This window comes from Weissella sp. LMG 11983, from assembly GCF_025908495.1.
GTDB classification, from domain to species: domain Bacteria; phylum Bacillota; class Bacilli; order Lactobacillales; family Lactobacillaceae; genus Weissella; species Weissella fermenti.
Window position 1 is genome coordinate 649,161 of sequence record NZ_JAOZFD010000001.1, and the last position, 16,206, is coordinate 665,366.

The 16,206-nt window shown below is 44.7% G+C and carries 16 protein-coding genes; 1 reads left to right on the top strand and 15 read right to left on the bottom strand.

Annotated features, from left to right (window positions below; all coding sequences use genetic code 11):
* Positions 1-108: 108 nt before the first annotated feature.
* The 14 genes from gltX to OIT45_RS03525 all read right to left on the bottom strand — a co-directional run bounded on the left by gltX (position 109) and on the right by OIT45_RS03525 (position 14,592).
* Positions 109-1,605: a glutamate--tRNA ligase gene (gene gltX / locus OIT45_RS03460; protein WP_264329922.1), complete on the bottom strand. Its 1,497-nt coding sequence runs from the start codon at positions 1,603-1,605 to the stop codon at positions 109-111.
* Positions 1,606-1,684: 79 nt separating this feature from the next.
* The gene (locus OIT45_RS03465) at positions 1,685-2,788 is read right to left on the bottom strand and encodes a PIN/TRAM domain-containing protein (protein WP_135797232.1); all 1,104 of its coding nucleotides are present in this window, start codon (positions 2,786-2,788) and stop codon (positions 1,685-1,687) included.
* Between the two features lie 11 nt (positions 2,789-2,799).
* On the bottom strand, positions 2,800-4,173 hold the full coding sequence (gene radA / locus OIT45_RS03470; RefSeq protein WP_264339868.1) for a DNA repair protein RadA: 1,374 nt from the start codon (positions 4,171-4,173) through the stop codon (positions 2,800-2,802).
* Between the two features lie 13 nt (positions 4,174-4,186).
* Positions 4,187-4,729, bottom strand: coding sequence for a dUTP diphosphatase (locus tag OIT45_RS03475; RefSeq protein WP_135797231.1), 543 nt, complete (start codon positions 4,727-4,729; stop codon positions 4,187-4,189).
* A 100-nt stretch (positions 4,730-4,829) separates the two neighbouring features.
* Entirely contained in the window at positions 4,830-5,108 is a 279-nt protein-coding gene (locus OIT45_RS03480) for a GNAT family N-acetyltransferase (RefSeq protein WP_135797230.1), read from the bottom strand.
* 17 nt (positions 5,109-5,125) lie between these two features.
* Positions 5,126-5,668, bottom strand: coding sequence for an NlpC/P60 family protein (locus OIT45_RS03485; RefSeq protein WP_199404074.1), 543 nt, complete (start codon positions 5,666-5,668; stop codon positions 5,126-5,128).
* 54 nt (positions 5,669-5,722) lie between these two features.
* The gene (locus OIT45_RS03490; protein WP_264339869.1) at positions 5,723-6,775 is read right to left on the bottom strand and encodes a LysM peptidoglycan-binding domain-containing protein; all 1,053 of its coding nucleotides are present in this window, start codon (positions 6,773-6,775) and stop codon (positions 5,723-5,725) included.
* 374 nt (positions 6,776-7,149) lie between these two features.
* Positions 7,150-8,157, bottom strand: a complete 1,008-nt coding sequence (locus OIT45_RS03495; RefSeq protein WP_199404076.1) for a zinc-binding alcohol dehydrogenase family protein — start codon at positions 8,155-8,157, stop codon at positions 7,150-7,152.
* Positions 8,158-8,255: 98 nt separating this feature from the next.
* Positions 8,256-8,972 (bottom strand): acetolactate decarboxylase, encoded by a 717-nt coding sequence (budA, locus tag OIT45_RS03500; RefSeq protein ID WP_264339870.1) that lies wholly within the window; start codon positions 8,970-8,972, stop codon positions 8,256-8,258.
* A 53-nt stretch (positions 8,973-9,025) separates the two neighbouring features.
* Positions 9,026-10,714, bottom strand: coding sequence for an acetolactate synthase AlsS (gene alsS / locus OIT45_RS03505; RefSeq protein ID WP_199404078.1), 1,689 nt, complete (start codon positions 10,712-10,714; stop codon positions 9,026-9,028).
* 228 nt (positions 10,715-10,942) lie between these two features.
* The gene (locus OIT45_RS03510; RefSeq protein WP_199404079.1) at positions 10,943-11,896 is read right to left on the bottom strand and encodes an L-lactate dehydrogenase; all 954 of its coding nucleotides are present in this window, start codon (positions 11,894-11,896) and stop codon (positions 10,943-10,945) included.
* 169 nt (positions 11,897-12,065) lie between these two features.
* Complete coding sequence (locus tag OIT45_RS03515) at positions 12,066-12,617, bottom strand: hypothetical protein (RefSeq protein ID WP_199404080.1); 552 nt, start codon at positions 12,615-12,617, stop codon at positions 12,066-12,068.
* Positions 12,611-13,276, bottom strand: a complete 666-nt coding sequence (locus OIT45_RS03520; protein WP_135797222.1) for a hypothetical protein — start codon at positions 13,274-13,276, stop codon at positions 12,611-12,613. The genes OIT45_RS03515 and OIT45_RS03520 overlap by 7 nt, the downstream gene beginning before the upstream one ends.
* Complete coding sequence (locus OIT45_RS03525) at positions 13,276-14,592, bottom strand: glycosyltransferase family 2 protein (RefSeq protein WP_199404081.1); 1,317 nt, start codon at positions 14,590-14,592, stop codon at positions 13,276-13,278. Before OIT45_RS03525 ends, OIT45_RS03520 begins: the two co-directional genes overlap by 1 nt.
* Positions 14,593-14,781: 189 nt before the next feature.
* Between OIT45_RS03525 and OIT45_RS03530 the strand changes: the two genes are divergently transcribed.
* A complete protein-coding gene (locus OIT45_RS03530; protein WP_135797220.1) occupies positions 14,782-15,267 on the top strand; it encodes a VIT1/CCC1 transporter family protein in 486 nt (161 codons plus the stop codon).
* A gap of 44 nt (positions 15,268-15,311) precedes the next feature.
* Here OIT45_RS03530 and OIT45_RS03535 read toward each other — a convergent pair whose 3' ends face one another.
* Complete coding sequence (locus OIT45_RS03535; protein WP_199404082.1) at positions 15,312-16,133, bottom strand: VOC family protein; 822 nt, start codon at positions 16,131-16,133, stop codon at positions 15,312-15,314.
* Positions 16,134-16,206 lie beyond the last annotated feature (73 nt).

Below are 16,206 nucleotides of genomic sequence, written 5' to 3' on the forward strand. Positions count from 1 at the left end.
AGGAAGCCGCCTGCTTTCCGACGCGCGTCGACACACACCACCAACTAACAATCCCAACAAAAAATCCAGCACCTAAAACAGGCACTGGACTTAATTTGTTGTTAAATTTTACAAGAATTCGCGGATGTTTGCGATTGTTTGCTCGCGTCCTAGCAATTCTAGCAATTCACCAAGGTTTGGACCTTGCTCCTCACGCGTCGTTGCAATACGCAATGGGTTCCACAAAGCACGGGCCTTGACGTCCATTTCGTTTTGAATCTCGCGGATTGCGTTCAAGATTGCAGCCGCCGTGAACAATGGCATTGCTTCCAACTTCTCGATGAACAAGTTCAACATAGCTGGTACGTTTTCAGCAGCCATCCATTCCTTAGCTAAATCAGTAATCTCATCAGCGGCAGGCATCTCGAAGAAGACAGGCTTTACCAAAGGTACAATTTGTGACGTGTATGATACACCGTCCATGTAAACGTTCATCACTGAACGCAACCATTGCATTTTTTCAGCCGTCAATTCAGCAGGGTTAACCAAGTCAGCCTTAACAAGTTGTTGCATCATCTTGTCGAAGACCATGTTTTGGTCAGCCGTCTTGATCCATTGGTTGTTGATCCATTCAAGCTTCTTGTTATCGAACTTAGCTGGTGACTTTGACAAACGAGTCTCGTCAAACATCTTAACCAATTGGTTCTTGTTGAAGATTTCCTTCTCACCAACTGGAGACCATCCCAACAATACAATGAAGTTCAACATTGCTTCTGGCAAGTATCCCAACTCACGGTATTGCTCGATAAATTGCAAGATTGATTCGTCACGTTTTGACAACTTCTTACCCGTCTCAGCGTTGATAATCAACGTCATGTGACCGAAGATTGGGGCTTCCCAACCAAAGGCTTCGTAAATCATCAATTGCTTTGGCGTGTTTGACACGTGGTCATCCCCACGCAAAACGTGTGAGATTTCCATCATGTGGTCGTCAACAACAACGGCAAAGTTGTAAGTTGGCATACCATCAGCCTTTTGGATAACCCAGTCACCACCGATAGTGTTTGAGTTAATCTCAACGTGACCCTTAACGATGTCATCCCATGCGTATGGCTTGTCTTCAGGCACACGGAAACGAACAACGGCTGGCAAGCCCTTAGCTTCTGCTTCGGCTTGGGCAGCGGCGATTTCCTCGTCGCTCATGCCTTCGTATTCGTAAACGTAGTGTGGGGCTTGCTTAGCAGCAATTTGTGCCTCACGCTCTGCTTCCAATTCTTCAGATGTCTTGTATGACTTGTATGCCAAACCACGATCCAACAAATCTTGAATCAATGGCTTGTAGATGTCCAAACGTTCTGATTGACGGTATGGACCATACTTTCCTGGGTTTGCTGGAGACTCGTCCCAGTCCAATCCCAACCATGCCAAGTTATCCAACTGTGACTTCTCACCATCCGCAATGTTACGTGCTTGGTCAGTGTCCTCAATACGGATAACAAATTCACCCTTGTGGTGACGTGCGTACAACCAGTTAAACAATGCCGTACGTGCGTTTCCGATGTGTAGGTGCCCAGTTGGAGATGGAGCGTATCGAACACGAATCTTCTTCTCAGTAGTCTCAGCCATTCTGTCTATTCCTTCTTTTCTGTTTATAATACCGCTTACTAATATACCGCGGTTTTTCATGGGTTTCAATGTTAATTACTTAATCCACCACAATACCGAAGATCATACGTCCGGCATCGGTCTGCAAAGCTGATGTGACTTCCACAGCAACCGTTTCTTGCAAGTGGTCGCGACCTTCTTCAGCGACAACCATTGTCCCGTCATCCAGGTAACCAACTGCCTGTTGACGCTCAGTTCCATTCTTAACCAACGTCACCGTCAAACGGTCGCCAACAGCCACGCGTGGACGCAAAGCTCCCGCTAACTCATTGATGTTCAAGACTTCAACGTTTTGGAACTTCGTCACCTTGTTCAAGTTGTAATCGTTCGTTACCAAGATACCGTTAACATCTTGTGCAAGGCGGATCAACTTTTCATCAACTTCTTTGATGTCTTCGTAATCACCTTCCCACATTTCAAGTGGAATCGCATCTGTTTCACGTAGCTCGTTCAAAATGTCCAAGCCACGACGGCCACGGACACGCTTGATTGATTCACCAGCATCGGCAATGTATTGCAACTCATACAAGACAAAGTTTGGTACCAACAGTGTGCCTTCGATAAAGCCAGTTTGTACCAAATCAGCAATCCGACCATCAATCAAAATATTCGTATCCAAAATCTTGTAGTGGTGATAGTTCGTCTCTTCATCAGACAACACATCGCTTTGATTTGCTGAACGACGTGGACGAACACGCTTTGTCATGTTGTTGAAGTTAGGCACCAACGTACGCCATTCATCAATGCGCGTCGTTCCTAAACGGAACCCGAGGTACCCAAATAGCAACATCACAAAAACTGGAATAACTGCACTTAAAAAGAAATTTCCTGTGCGTTGCAATGGGACAGTTACCAAAACCGCCAATGCCAACCCGATTAAAGTTGACACTGATCCAATCAACAAAACAACCGGCGACTGTTGATTCAAGTAGGCTTCAATCTTGCGAATCCCTTGATCAACCGGACGCCATAGCGCCAAACTTAATAACCAAAAAATAACGGCACCAATAATAAAGTTCACGATGGCATTGTTTAGCCAAACTTGATTATGTTGATTCATAATCCGCCAAACAATTGGCATTAGCGTCACCGCTAAGCCACCACCAGCAACAAAGAATGCTGCTTGAATAATTCGTTTTCGCATAAGCTTCCTCACTAATCCAGTGCCAAACGTAGCGCATCCGTTAACGTTGCGACACCGATAACTTGAATACCAGAAATCTCTTTCATCGTATCAACTGCATGTTTTGGGACAAATACACGTTTGAAGCCTAATTTCTTAGCTTCAAGAATACGGTCAACAACATTTGGCACGCGACGAATTTCACCAGTCAATCCAATTTCACCCACAAAGGCATCCGTCGGACGGGTTCCCTTGTCACGATAACTTGAGGCAATCGCAATGGCAATCGCCAAATCAATAGCTGGCTCATCTAATTTTACGCCTCCAGCTGCTCGAACGTATGCATCCTGATTCTGTAACAGCAGGTTGGCACGCTTTTCCAAGACCGCCATCAACAATGAAATTCGGTTGCGGTCGATACCTGACGCGGTACGTTGTGCATTACCAAAGACAGTCGGCGTCACCAACGCTTGGACTTCAACCAAAATTGGACGTGAACCTTCCATTGCAATCACGACCGCTGAACCACTAGCGTCATCTAAACGTTCTTCCAAGAAAAGACCAGATGGGTTGGTCACTTCGGCCAAACCACTCTCATTCATTTCAAAGACACCCAATTCATTCGTTGAACCGAAACAATTCTTAACGGCACGCAACAAGCGGAAACTGCGTTGGTTATCCCCCTCGAAGTACAAGACGGTATCAACCATGTGTTCCAAAATCTTTGGACCGGCAATTGCCCCGTCCTTTGTCACGTGACCAACAATAAAGATGGTAATCCCATTAGTCTTGGCAATTTGTAGCAACTCAGCCGTCGTTTCACGGATTTGGGCAACCGATCCAACCGCTGAAGAAACATCAGGTTGTTGCATCGTTTGAATTGAGTCAATGATGACGTAATCTGGCTTCGTTTCGTCAATCGCCTTGCGAATCTGCGTCATATCCGTTTCAGGATAAAGGAAGAAATCGGCATCCCCCTTCACGCCCAAACGTTCAGCTCGCAACTTGATTTGTGACGCACTTTCTTCACCAGCGACGTACAAAATCGTGCCACCATGGTTTGCCAATTGACTCGATACCTGTAGGAGCAACGTTGACTTTCCAATACCAGGATCACCACCGATTAGCACCATTGAACCAGGTACGACACCACCGCCTAAGACACGGTTGAATTCATCAATTGATGTGTCGACACGCGGTGTTTCTTCGATACTTACCTCGCCCAAACGCTCAACACGGGCAATTTGACCAGCTAAGTTAACACGTGACTTACGGTCTGCCTTTTCAGGTTGTACAACTTCTTCAACAAACGTGCCCCAGGCCCCACAGTTGGCGCATCGTCCCATATAGCGTTGTGATACATATCCACAATTCGAACATACAAATTGTGTTTTCGTTTTAGCCATAGCCTACACCTCTCTAATTAACACCGGAGCTACCAAACCCTCCCGTGCGTTCTTTTTTCTCTTGCAACTTATCATTATCTGTTACCAGGAATGGCATAAAGATACCTTGACCGATGCGTTCGCCCTTTTTGATGTGAACATCGCGCAATCCCCAGTTAGTCATTTGAATAAAAATTTCACCTTCATTTTTATCATTATCAACGTAATCGGCATCGATAATTCCCACGCCGTTTGGCAGAATCATGCCACGCTTCAATGGATTTGATGACCGATTCGCAATCATCAAGTATTCGTTTTCGCCCATATAGGCTTTAATACCCGTCGGTACTAAGAGGGGCTTTAGAACAGCATTTGCTTCCTCATAGTCAGTTGCCGTCAATTCTTGCTTAGTCACCAAATGTGCCAGAATTTTGACAAATGGCAATTTCCAGATTGATGGTAAAACAAAGTCTTCCGCCGCTTCAAAATCATAACCGGCCGCACGGCGCGTTGCACGCTGCGGCAAATTTAAATTGGCATCCGCATATTTTTTAACTACTGCAAATCCACGTTCCATATAGTTTGCCCCCATTTTATTAAAACTATCTCAAGTATATCGAAAAATGTCTCAAATTAAAAAGCACACCGGCCAAAAACCGAGTGCTTTCAAATAAGTCTTAACTTTTAGCCTGAATTTTCTGATACTCAGGATTCATAAAGAACGCTTTTCGGGCATATGAACAAACCGGACGCAACGTCACGCCGGCTTCTTCTGCCATCGCAACAACCTCCGCTAACATTTGTCCGGCGATTCCCTGTCCGCGCAAGCTTGGATTCACATATGTGTGATCAATCGACCACGTTTGGCCGTCATTAATTGCTGGAAACAAGATTTCAGCATCCAACTCTCCGGCAGTTTCGTGAAAAAGGCGACCTGGTTCCTTCGTAAATTCCATTGTGTTTCCCCCCCATCTTAACGTACCGACAATACCATATCTGGCTGCCAGTTATAATCAATTGTGCGTTGCACAACTTCCCCCATCATCAAATCAGCTGTGATATAGCGGCCACCACCAATGTAGATACCCACACTGGTCGGCATCATTTTACCACCCCAAACCAGCATATCGCCTAAAATTGCCTGTTCAGCCGGCACTTCGTTGAAAATATCGATTTGCTTGGTAATATCGCCAGGCAAAGACAAGCCATACACATGATTGTAGAAGTAAATATTTAATCCCGTCGCATCAAAACCAGTTGCTAGATTGATACCTCCGTTTCGGTATGGTACACCAACAACGCGATTGACCACCGGCCAGAAGTTTTGCCGCAACTTATCCATGATCATCTCCATCAACGTCTGCTGAACGCGTGCCCCCTGCATACGTTGCGCGAAGAATGAATTCGTGATGCGGAATAACGTTTCCTCACCTGGCAATGCAAATTGCAATTCGGCATCCACTTTTCCCATATCATTTAAGTGTCTAACGTTCGTCTCTGAAATTTCGTATGGCATAACTAACCTCTCGTTTTACAAAAAAAGAGCCCTAAAAGAGCTCTTTTAACCTGTTTACTTGTGGATGAACAAGTGACCAGCAGGTGAAATCGTACGTTGGTGGTACAACATTCCTGGGGCGTAGTTACCCTCAGAAATTGTAATCGTACCATCGGCGTTAACTGATTCTACGACACCAACGTGACCGTAAACTGAAACGCCACCAACACCTGGCGTAAACCAGATAACAGAACCTGCGCTTGGTGTTGAATCAACGTGGTGACCGGCGTTAACAGCTGAAGTCGTCCAGTCAGCCGCGTTACCCCACCAGTTACCAACCCAGTCCAAGTGGCCCTTAGCATACCACGTGCATTGTCCGTATGGGTACGTGTTGTTCGTCGTTGATACAGAACCTGAGTTTGTGTAGTCGTTGTTGTTCGCAGCATCATTGTTTTGTGAGGCTGATGCATTGTTATCAGTGTTAGCTGAGGATGCATCACCTGACACACGCAAGATGTCGCCTGGGTGAATCATTGACGTTGCTTGCAAACCGTTCAAGTTCAACAAATCAGTCAATGACATTCCATGACTGTTTGCGATAGCCCACAATGAATCCCCTGCCTTAACCGTGTATTGGCCGTTTGAAGCGGGTGCTTGCGTGTTTGCAGATGAATCAGCTTGGCTATCATTTGAAGCTTGGTTATTGTCAGCTGCTGGTTGGCCAGACAACTTCAACGTATCACCTGGGTGAATCATTGATGACATTTGCAAACCATTCAATGAAAGCAATTCTGAAAGATTTATACCATGGTTGTTAGCAATGGCCCACAATGAGTCTCCTGCCTTAACCGTGTACGTTCCTGTTGCAGCTGGGTTCGCAACATTGTTATTGGCGTTGTTTGAACCAGGCAATTGTAATTGTTGGCCAACAAAAATCATGTTGGCGTTTGACAATCCATTAGCTGAAACCAAATCTGCAACCGTTGTGTTGTGCGCAGCTGCTAGTGCGTACAACGTATCCCCTGCCTTAACCGTGATTGAGTCAGCTGATGCGACAACCGCTGACCCTGCTAACGTTGCTGCGGCACCGGCCGTAACTAGTAATGTATTCTTTACAGATGCATTCATTCGTTCATACTCCCTTGTATCAAGTCCTGTTAGTCTTTTTAGACTTTTAATAATTTCTTTACTTTTAGTACATTGATTATTGTACGTGAAAGAAGTTGCATTCAAATGCATTTATTGTTGTCTTATTATGACTTTTGTTACATTTTCTTTACATGGGCACATTTCGAATAAAAGCCCGATATAAAGGCCTTAATAAGTTCTTAGTCAATTTAAAAAATTCTAATTTCGTGAAAATATCGTTAGGTGTGACACCTTTGAAATGTAAATGAAATATAAAGCGCAACACCCCTATTCTCATCGGCTTCATAAATTCATTTTGCCTGTTACACCATAACAAAAAGACTTGGTTTTCACCAAGTCTTTCATTATTGTTATTAAAATACAATCGCTAACTTACCATTTACGGCCCCAGCAGACACTTTTTCTTGAGCTGCCAGAACGTTTTCGGCTGTCATGCCCGTCAGCGTTTCCGTTAACGTTGAACGCAACGACCCCTTATCGGCCAATCGCGCAGCCAATGCCAACGCGTCTCCTTGCGAAGCCATATCAACCTTGTAGTTAGCCTTGGCGAACATGAACTCCCAATCTAATGAAGCTGCCTTGTTCTTAATCAAACCAACCGGCATTGGATCGACGGATTCAACAATCGCCCCAATGTGACCAAATGCGCCGATTAGTTCAGCCGCCTGTTCAAAGTGTGGCTCTGGCGCGTGCAAAATGGCAATGTAAGGCACGGTATCGAAGCCAAGCATGTGCATCTCAGCAACATAATCATCGCGGTGGTTAATGACGTGATCGGCACCAAGTGACTTTACCCACGCGACCGTTTCTTCACGTGAGGCTGACGCAATAACCGTCATCCCCATCCACTTGGCCAGTTGAATCATGATTGATCCAACTCCACCAGCGCCATTAATGATTAGCAACGCCTTACCTGAAGCCGCGTTCTCTGCGACATCAAGTCCAAACTTGTCCGCAAGCAATTCATATGCCGTCAAGAAAGTCAAAGGCAACGCAGCCGCCTCAGCATCTGACATCTTTTCAGGGGCCAACGCAGCCAAATCCTCATTAACCGCTTGGAACGTCGCATTAGAACCCACACGACCCAATTGGCCAGCGTAGAAAATGCGGTCGCCCGTCTTAAACTTTGTTGCCTTTTCACCAACCGCAACGACTTCACCAACCGCATCAAAACCAAGCACGCGCGTTGCATTGCTTGCAACAGCAGCACCACGTTGCTTTGCGTCTACTGGGTTAACCGCAACCGCAGCAACTTTGACTAACACATCCTTCTCGTCCAATTCTGGCACAGGGATATTCATTACGGCCAATGGCTCGTTTTCATTAGCCGTCGTCACGACAGCATCCATAAATTCAGTCATGTTTCTCTCTTTACTCCCACTATATAATTCACTCACCGTCTATTGTACGCTACACAACAGAAAAAGACAGACGCTAGTCGCATCTGTCCGCCATTCGATTAGTCTTTCTTGTTACCTTCAGCTGCATGAATCGCATCATCTAGGCCATTCATATCAAGATTGTGCTCACGAAAGGCTTGATTTTCAATTGGCAAATGCAACTCATAATCAGCAAAAACCGTAAGTTCGCCTGACAACTCTTTTGCATTAAATGCCAAAACGCTACCACCAAACTCACGATCATCACTTAGGAAATGCACGTGCCACCCAGCCGCAACGACACCGTGATACAGCTCTGGTGAGTAGTATCCCACAAGTGTACCTGACACATTATCACGATCAAATACCGGTTGATTTTCCGATAGCTCAAGCAATGATGGGAACGGCTCGGATGCCTTTGGGGCAACGCGGACCTGCACGTGTTCAAAGTCGCCACGCAAGACAATTGCTGAGAAGTTGTTGGCCAACTTACGCTCATCAATCACATCGATGTGGGCCATATCAACATTTTGTAACGTGATAGTTTCCGTTGCATCATCATTGTTGTGTACCGTCGCAAATGGAATCATCGCATCCATGTCTGTGATGTGATTAACCTTTCCCGTTTGGTCAGCTTGATAAACTTCACCATCGAGAATGATAACCTCACCATCAACTCCGTGCAACGTACCAATTCCCGTGTCACCGTGTTCAAGCAAATCTCCAGCACGCATTGTACCGCCCAAAAGGCCGGCCATCAGTGCTGCTAATGTACTATGTTGAAAAACAACTGCCATGTTATCCTCCTTATTTTGCAAAAAAGGTGCCCAAGCGGACACCTTTTCGACGATTAGATTTCTGATTCAATCAATTGTGACATCAACTCATAGTTGTGTGAGTAGTCAACTGGGACTTCAACAACAACTGGTCCTTCAGTCGCAAATGCTTCATCCAAAACAGCATCCAATTGATCAGGTGAATCGACACGTAATCCCTTGGCTCCAGCCGCTTCGGCGAACTTTACGATATCAATGTCAGCAATCTTAACACCTGCTGACTTACCATCGTACTTCATCTCTTCTTGGAACTTAACCATGTCGTAGTGGTGGTTATCTTGCCAAACAATGTGAACCGTGTTCAAGTTCATTTGTACGGCCGTAGCCAACTCAACACCAGAGAAGAAGAAGCCACCGTCTCCAGAAACAGACACAGCCTTAGCGTTAGGACGAACCATTGCGGCAACCATAGCCCATGGCAATCCAACACCAAGTGTTTGCATACCGTTTGAAATCAAGAAGTGACGTGGTACGTATGACTTAAAGTGACGTCCCAACCACAAGTAGTGTGATCCAATATCTGACGTCAACGTCATCTCATCTGTCATGTGGTTTTGCAATGACTTAATAACATTCAATGGGTGGTTCAAACCAGCATCAGCTGGCGTGTACTTTGGCTCGTCTGCGGCACGCAAAGCAGCCTTCAATTCAGCCAACTTGTTTTGTGAGGCAACTGGCAACTCGTAACCAGCAACCTTATCCTTCAAAACTGACAACGTGTCAGCCAAAGCACCAACCAATTGACGCTCTGGTGTGAAGTTGTTATCAATTTGAACAGCTGCCGTATCCAAAGCAACGATGCGCAAGTTAGCATCCTTGTTCCAGTTACGTGGCTCGTACTCGATAGCGTCGTAACCAACCGTTACAACCAAATCTGATTGGGCCAACAATTGGTCTCCCACTTGGTTACGGAAGAATCCAATACGTCCGAAGAACGTCTTCTCTTCCAAATCACGTGAGATAACACCAGCACCTTGGTACGTCTCAACAACTGGCAAAGTCGTTTGCGTCAACAACTCGTGCAAAGCTTCCGTCGTTGCATCGTCAGAACCACGAGCACCAACCAACAAAACAGGCATTTCTGCTTGCTTGATTTGCTCAGCCAACCATGCAATGTCATCAATGGCAGCTGACCCCATACGAGCAGGTGCTACTTGTGGCAAAGCCTTAGCGTCAACAACGGCATCGTCAACATCTTGTGGCAATGAAACGAAGGCAGCACCTGGCTTTGGACCATTAGCTTGTGCAATCGCATTAGACAAGATTTCTGAAATGTTGTTTGGGTCTTGAATTTCAACAGAGTAATTCGTAATTGGCTCAAACAAAGCAGCCGATGGCGTGCTTTGGTGCGTCAAACGGTACAAGTCCTTACGTGGTACTTGACCACCGATGGCCAAAACAGGGTCATTTTCAGCGCTAGCCGTCATCAAACCTGATGCCAAGTTTCCAACTCCAGGACCTGACGTTGCAATAACAACACCAGTCTTACCAGTAATACGGGCAAAACCTTGGGCCATAAAGGCTGCGTTTTGTTCGTGACGCGTCACAACCAACTTTGGTGAAACTGCGCCTTCAGCTGGGTGCTCCAACGTTTCAAACAAACGGTCAATCTTAGCACCTGGAATACCAAATACCAAATCAACGCCGTGGTTGTTCAAACTGTCGACAACTAAGTCGGCACCGTACTTCTTAATCTCAGACATGCGTTTTTGTACCTCTTCAAATAATTGCTTACATACTTAATAAGTTGTATTGTACGCTTTCTTTTTAGAAATGAGTAGTCATAATACTTCTTGTGAAATTAAGAATAAGAAACTAACCCCAGTTTAATAACGATAAGCGTTTTAAAGTTTTGAAGTTTGTGAAATTCCGTCAAAAGGATACAAAAAATGGTGAACCCAAGTGGATTCACCATTTCTAATTGTTGTTTATTAAGCTTCCAAACGTGCGAAGCCACCTTCAGCGACTTCCTTCAACGTCTTAGCTGAAGCAGCCATCTTAGCAGCTTCTTCTTCTGACAACGTTGCTTCAACAACGGCTTCAACACCGTTTGCACCGATAACGGCTGGCGTTCCGATGTAGATGTCGTTCAAACCGTATTGACCGTCCATCCAAGCACCAACAGGCAATACCATCTTCTCGTCACGGAAGATAGCACGCGTGATGCGAGCCAATGACGTTCCAATTCCGTAGAACGTTGCGCCCTTACGGTTGATGATTTCATATGCCTTGTAAGCAGTCTCGTACAAGATTTGGTCCAAATCTTCGTCTGAGATACCTGCTTCAGCAGCCCAAACCTTCAAAGGACGTCCACCGATTTGAGCTTCGTCAAAGTTAGCGAATTCTGAATCACCGTGCTCACCCAAGATGTAAGCATCAACGGCTTCTGGAGAAACGTTGAACTTCTTAGCCAATGCCATACGCAAACGCGCAGTGTCCAATGACGTACCTGATCCGAATACACGGTTCTTTGGGAAACCAGAGAACTTTTGTACGGCCATCGTCAAGATGTCAACTGGGTTAGCGGCAACCAAGAAGATACCGTTAAATCCTGATTCAACGATTGGTGACACGATTGACTTGATGATCTTCAAGTTCTTGTCAACCAAGTCCAAACGCGTCTCACCTGGCTTTTGTGGAGCACCGGCCGTAATAACAACCAAATCGGCGTCCTTAGCATCGTCGTATGAACCTGAGTAAACGTTCTTGTTGAACGTCCAAGGAGCAGCGTCCTCCAAGTCCAATGCGTCACCTTCAGTGCGCTCCTTCATAATGTCAACGATAACCAATTCCTCGGCGATACCTTGTTGCATCAAAGCAAATGCGTATGATGATCCAACTGCACCGTCTCCGACAAGAACAACCTTTTGGTGGTGTTGTGCCATGATTATATTCCTCCACGTACCTAATATAAGTTTTAATTCTTATTCAGTTTATCACAAACGACAAATGTTGTGAATGTTTTGTGAAAACTAGGTGTCCCGTAAATGGTGCGACCCAATTATGTGATAAAAAAACGCTTGTGAAACAATTATTCACAAGCGCTTTCAACTATTAAATTGTATTTGGACTGTATTCCTTGGTTTGGTTATCTTCAGATTTCCAAACCTTGTCGATTTCATCATAATACAGATTATCCGTTGGCTTAACCACAATGTGTTGCGCTTTTGTATCACCATTCACCTGGAATGTTTCTTCTACAAAAAGACGCTTTTCGTAAACATCGTGCAAGTGAGCCACACACTCTTGCTCTTCGTTATCGTACGTAAACATGTTGACGTTAATTTGATTGCGAACAATGAAGCTAACACCAATCGTTAACGCCAGCATCGACAAAATAACCGTCACCAAGTTAGCGAACAACACTGGCCAGTAGCCACTCACCGCCAAGAAATGATATCTCGAATTTGGCGTTAATGCCAAGTAAACTTGGAACAACAGAATCAAAAACGGCACTGCCGTAATCGTCCAAGCCACAATCATCATTAACGTTTGGCGGACACGTAGCCACGTGCGACGCTTTTTTTCCAATCCAGTCTCTTTTGTGTCTTTGTCTAAATAGGCATCGTAAACCAACGTCTTATCAAAATTGTTCTTCTCTACCATATTCTCCCTCTTGCCGTGCGGCTAATGTCATCTCGAATCACATCGGCCGTCTCATTCGGCTTAAACCGATAGCGGTTCACAATCTTATAAAATTGGAAAACCGGTGTATCGATAATTAAATCTTCGCGATCATCAACTGACTGCATGAAATCTACAATATCTTGCTTTGTCTTAAATGCCCCAACACGAACGTTCATCAATACTGCTTCGATAATCTTTTCCGAAGTAATTGCACGCATCGGCAACCCCTCATCGGCATATATCGCTTGAATTTCCATAATGTAATCGTTAGACAACTTAATATCATCGATTAACTCATCCAATTCACTCGCTTGCTTGGCGAGTGCATGACCCGCGTAAATTCGGGCAATTGGGCGACCGATAATGTACAGGCCTAATCCAAATCCCATGACGCCAACAGCTAGCATGATGACCATATTATCTCGCTCACCAAGAAAGGCATGCATCAGCGATGTGCCCCAATACAAATACATGGCAACAATCGCAATCACCAACGCTACACTGTCAGCCAGTCGATTAGCGAATAGGCTAATACGATGAACTCGTCCGTCCAACACGTCACGCATTTCTTGCGTCGTTTGGGTGATGGTCTTATTCATCTTCAATATCTGATTAAACTTTTCAATCCACTGATCCATCACTCGTCATCCTCCGTCCCATCAAGATTCGTTCGTTCAGGAGATGTCCAAGTTCCACTACGTCCCACAATCAAACGACTGATGAACTGCGGAATGGCCAGCACTGTCGTAACTGGTGACAAAATCCAATAGGCCCAGACATACCAGCCAGCAAATCTGAAGTACTTATTGGTATCATCCCCAAGTTCCGACCCATAATTAAGTGACAGCTTCAATTGCAACATTCCGAAAATAAATTGGAAAATAACCAAAGCTGAAGCAACCGTCGTGAAGACGTATAGCTTCTCCCAAGAGAAATTCACGAAAATATAGAAGAATGTGACAATCATTGAAGCCACCCAGAATAGCGACCAGATGGTTGAAATGATGTTATCTAACAACAAGAAAATCATTGGGAACGTCTTGCGTGGGTGAGTCAAAATCTTCAACCAGTAGGCTGACACGACGTCCATTGAACCGATAGCCCAACGGATTCGCTGTTTAACCAATTGCTTAACTGTCGTTGGCACGTCCATATATGAGAACGTACTTGGGCTATATGCGATACGCCAACCGCGTGATTGAATGTCCCATGACATGGCGATATCTTCAGCAGCCATAATCGTGTCCCAATAACCAGCATCTACAACCGCATCACGGCGATACAACGCCGCCACGCCAGAAACGGTAAACAAACGGCCGATGGTTGATTGCGCACGCTTGATCAGCCCGATGATTGAGTTATATTCAACAAGTTGCAACTTCGCCAACATCGATGAACGATTCATGGGCGTTGGCGCACCAGTAACGGCACCAACACGATTAGCTGGTGAAAAGTCTGTATCCACCAACATATAAGCCATCATATCTTTGAGGCCATCGCCAATAATAAAACTGTCAGCATCAATCCCTAAGAAAAATTCGGCATCACTGTAAAACGCGGCTTGCGTAATTGCGTGTGCTTTCCCCATGTTTTCCTGAATCTCAACTAGACGGACACGCGGATCTTTTTTTGTCCATTCCAACACAATTTCATTCGTTCGGTCAGTCGAACCGTCTGACGCAATGATTAAGTCATAATTTGGATAGTTCAAGTCGTAAAGCATACGACGGATTGTATTATCAATTTGTAGTTCTTCATTGTGGGCCGCAACCAAAATCGAAACTTTAGGCAAAACCATACCTTCCGGAATCACCGGCGTATTGGTTTTAATCATGCTACGGTATTTAAGTGCCCCAATAATCCAAACAATACTTCCGAAAATCGGGTAGAAAACAAGTAGCGAAACCAACAAAACAGTCAGCGAGCTATCACTAAATGTATTTTGTATAAACATATCTTCTCCCCCTCTCTTACTAAATATTATACAATTTCTGTTTAACTGTCAGTTAATTAGGACTTGAATATTGGCTTTAATTCGTTTCGTTTTTGAAACACTTTCCATCCGGCGTTGAATCACCATTAAATAATCATTTTTAATTGATATATTAGTTTTATCACCAACGAGGGAAGCGGGAGAAAATAAATGAAAAAACACGTTTCAGCCATCGTATATGGTGGCTTAGATGGCATTATTACAACATTTGCAGTTGTTGCCGGATCAGTTGGTGGTAACGTTTCAAATATCGTTATCATCATCCTTGGATTTTCGAACTTGTTAGCTGATGGGTTTTCGATGGGGGCTGGTGCCTACCTGTCAGCCACATCAGATAATAACCAATCCAAAAGCAAGGCATTGGCAGCCGGCATTGCAACTTTCATTTCGTTCAACGTCTTTGGCTTAATTCCATTAGGCGCATACTTAATCACGAACGCATTAATTCACGACAAAGCCATTGCTTTTCCGATTGCTTTTATCATCGTTGGTGTATCGTTGGCGTTGTTAGGCTGGGTGAAAGCCAATCTTTCTGAACAAAAAGTACGTACGGAAATTCTGCGTACGCTTTCGGTTGGTTACGTCGCCGCGATTGTTGCTTATGGCGTTGGTAGCTTGCTAAATTATTATCTATAAAGAAAAACGGCTGGAACGTATCAGTTCCAGCCGTTTTGTATATATTAACGCTTTTCTACAATTAATTTGTTTCCAAATGGATCATCAATTAGCAATGTTGATTCATCCAATAACTTGTGAGCCACACGTTGCGTCAACTCATTAAAATATGCTTCATCCACCAAAACTTGCCAGTCAACGAGACCAATTTCATTTTCTTGACGCATCTTAACACCATTTCCTAACCACGTATTATATGCATGATGATGGTGATAATGATTGTGCGAATAGAAGTGCGCGTTGTCAGTAATTACATACGTCGTATCCATATTAAGTACCGCGCCAAAGAAGTCATCCCCCTTTGTTAAGCTATCGCCAACAAAATGAACGTGTCCAATTGTCGTCCCAACTGGGAAGCCGGTCCACACATCATTTTTTTGTGCAAGCAACGCCTGAACATCGACATTTGCCGTCCCCATCGTTACAATGCCATTGTCCCAACGCCAATTTTCCTTCGGCCGGTCGTGATACAGTTCAATACCGTTACCATCTGGATCATTCAAATAGAACGCCTCGCTGACATCATGATCACCAGCTCCCATTGGGTACTGTAAGCGAATCAAACGGTCAATTAAAGTTGCTAAACTACCCGCGCCTGGTAATAGAATTGCGAAATGATACAAGCCCCCGCGCCTTTCAACAGGAGTCTTACCACCAAATACAATATTTAAGAATGGCGCTTCGCCGGCTGTAAATGCATATGAAAATTCGTTCTCTGCAACTTCGTGTTCAATCAGCCCCAAAATATCACGATAAAACAGGCGCATTGCCTGTTTGTTTGCTCCCTGCACCGTGAGATGCGTAATCTTATACGTAACGTCTGCCATTTATTTTCCCCTTCTCTAAATGCACGCGTCTTGTCCCTTATCACCAAACTAACTTAAAGTAAGTTTGACTACA

Excerpts from the sequence above, each read along its gene's own strand:
- OIT45_RS03485 (WP_199404074.1), bottom strand. The coding sequence starts at position 5,668 with ATGCCATACGAAATTTCAGAGACGAACGTTAGACACTTAAATGATATG.
- OIT45_RS03520 (WP_135797222.1), bottom strand. The coding sequence starts at position 13,276 with ATGGATCAGTGGATTGAAAAGTTTAATCAGATATTGAAGATGAATAAG.
- OIT45_RS03490 (WP_264339869.1), bottom strand. The coding sequence starts at position 6,775 with ATGAATGCATCTGTAAAGAATACATTACTAGTTACGGCCGGTGCCGCA.
- OIT45_RS03515 (WP_199404080.1), bottom strand. The coding sequence starts at position 12,617 with ATGGTAGAGAAGAACAATTTTGATAAGACGTTGGTTTACGATGCCTAT.
- OIT45_RS03465 (WP_135797232.1), bottom strand. The coding sequence starts at position 2,788 with ATGCGAAAACGAATTATTCAAGCAGCATTCTTTGTTGCTGGTGGTGGC.
- OIT45_RS03495 (WP_199404076.1), bottom strand. The coding sequence starts at position 8,157 with ATGACTGAATTTATGGATGCTGTCGTGACGACGGCTAATGAAAACGAG.
- OIT45_RS03480 (WP_135797230.1), bottom strand. The coding sequence starts at position 5,108 with ATGGAATTTACGAAGGAACCAGGTCGCCTTTTTCACGAAACTGCCGGA.
- OIT45_RS03525 (WP_199404081.1), bottom strand. The coding sequence starts at position 14,592 with ATGTTTATACAAAATACATTTAGTGATAGCTCGCTGACTGTTTTGTTG.
- radA (WP_264339868.1), bottom strand. The coding sequence starts at position 4,173 with ATGGCTAAAACGAAAACACAATTTGTATGTTCGAATTGTGGATATGTA.
- OIT45_RS03530 (WP_135797220.1), top strand. The coding sequence starts at position 14,782 with ATGAAAAAACACGTTTCAGCCATCGTATATGGTGGCTTAGATGGCATT.
- alsS (WP_199404078.1), bottom strand. The coding sequence starts at position 10,714 with ATGTCTGAGATTAAGAAGTACGGTGCCGACTTAGTTGTCGACAGTTTG.
- gltX (WP_264329922.1), bottom strand. The coding sequence starts at position 1,605 with ATGGCTGAGACTACTGAGAAGAAGATTCGTGTTCGATACGCTCCATCT.
- budA (WP_264339870.1), bottom strand. The coding sequence starts at position 8,972 with ATGGCAGTTGTTTTTCAACATAGTACATTAGCAGCACTGATGGCCGGC.
- OIT45_RS03510 (WP_199404079.1), bottom strand. The coding sequence starts at position 11,896 with ATGGCACAACACCACCAAAAGGTTGTTCTTGTCGGAGACGGTGCAGTT.
- OIT45_RS03535 (WP_199404082.1), bottom strand. The coding sequence starts at position 16,133 with ATGGCAGACGTTACGTATAAGATTACGCATCTCACGGTGCAGGGAGCA.
- OIT45_RS03475 (WP_135797231.1), bottom strand. The coding sequence starts at position 4,729 with ATGGAACGTGGATTTGCAGTAGTTAAAAAATATGCGGATGCCAATTTA.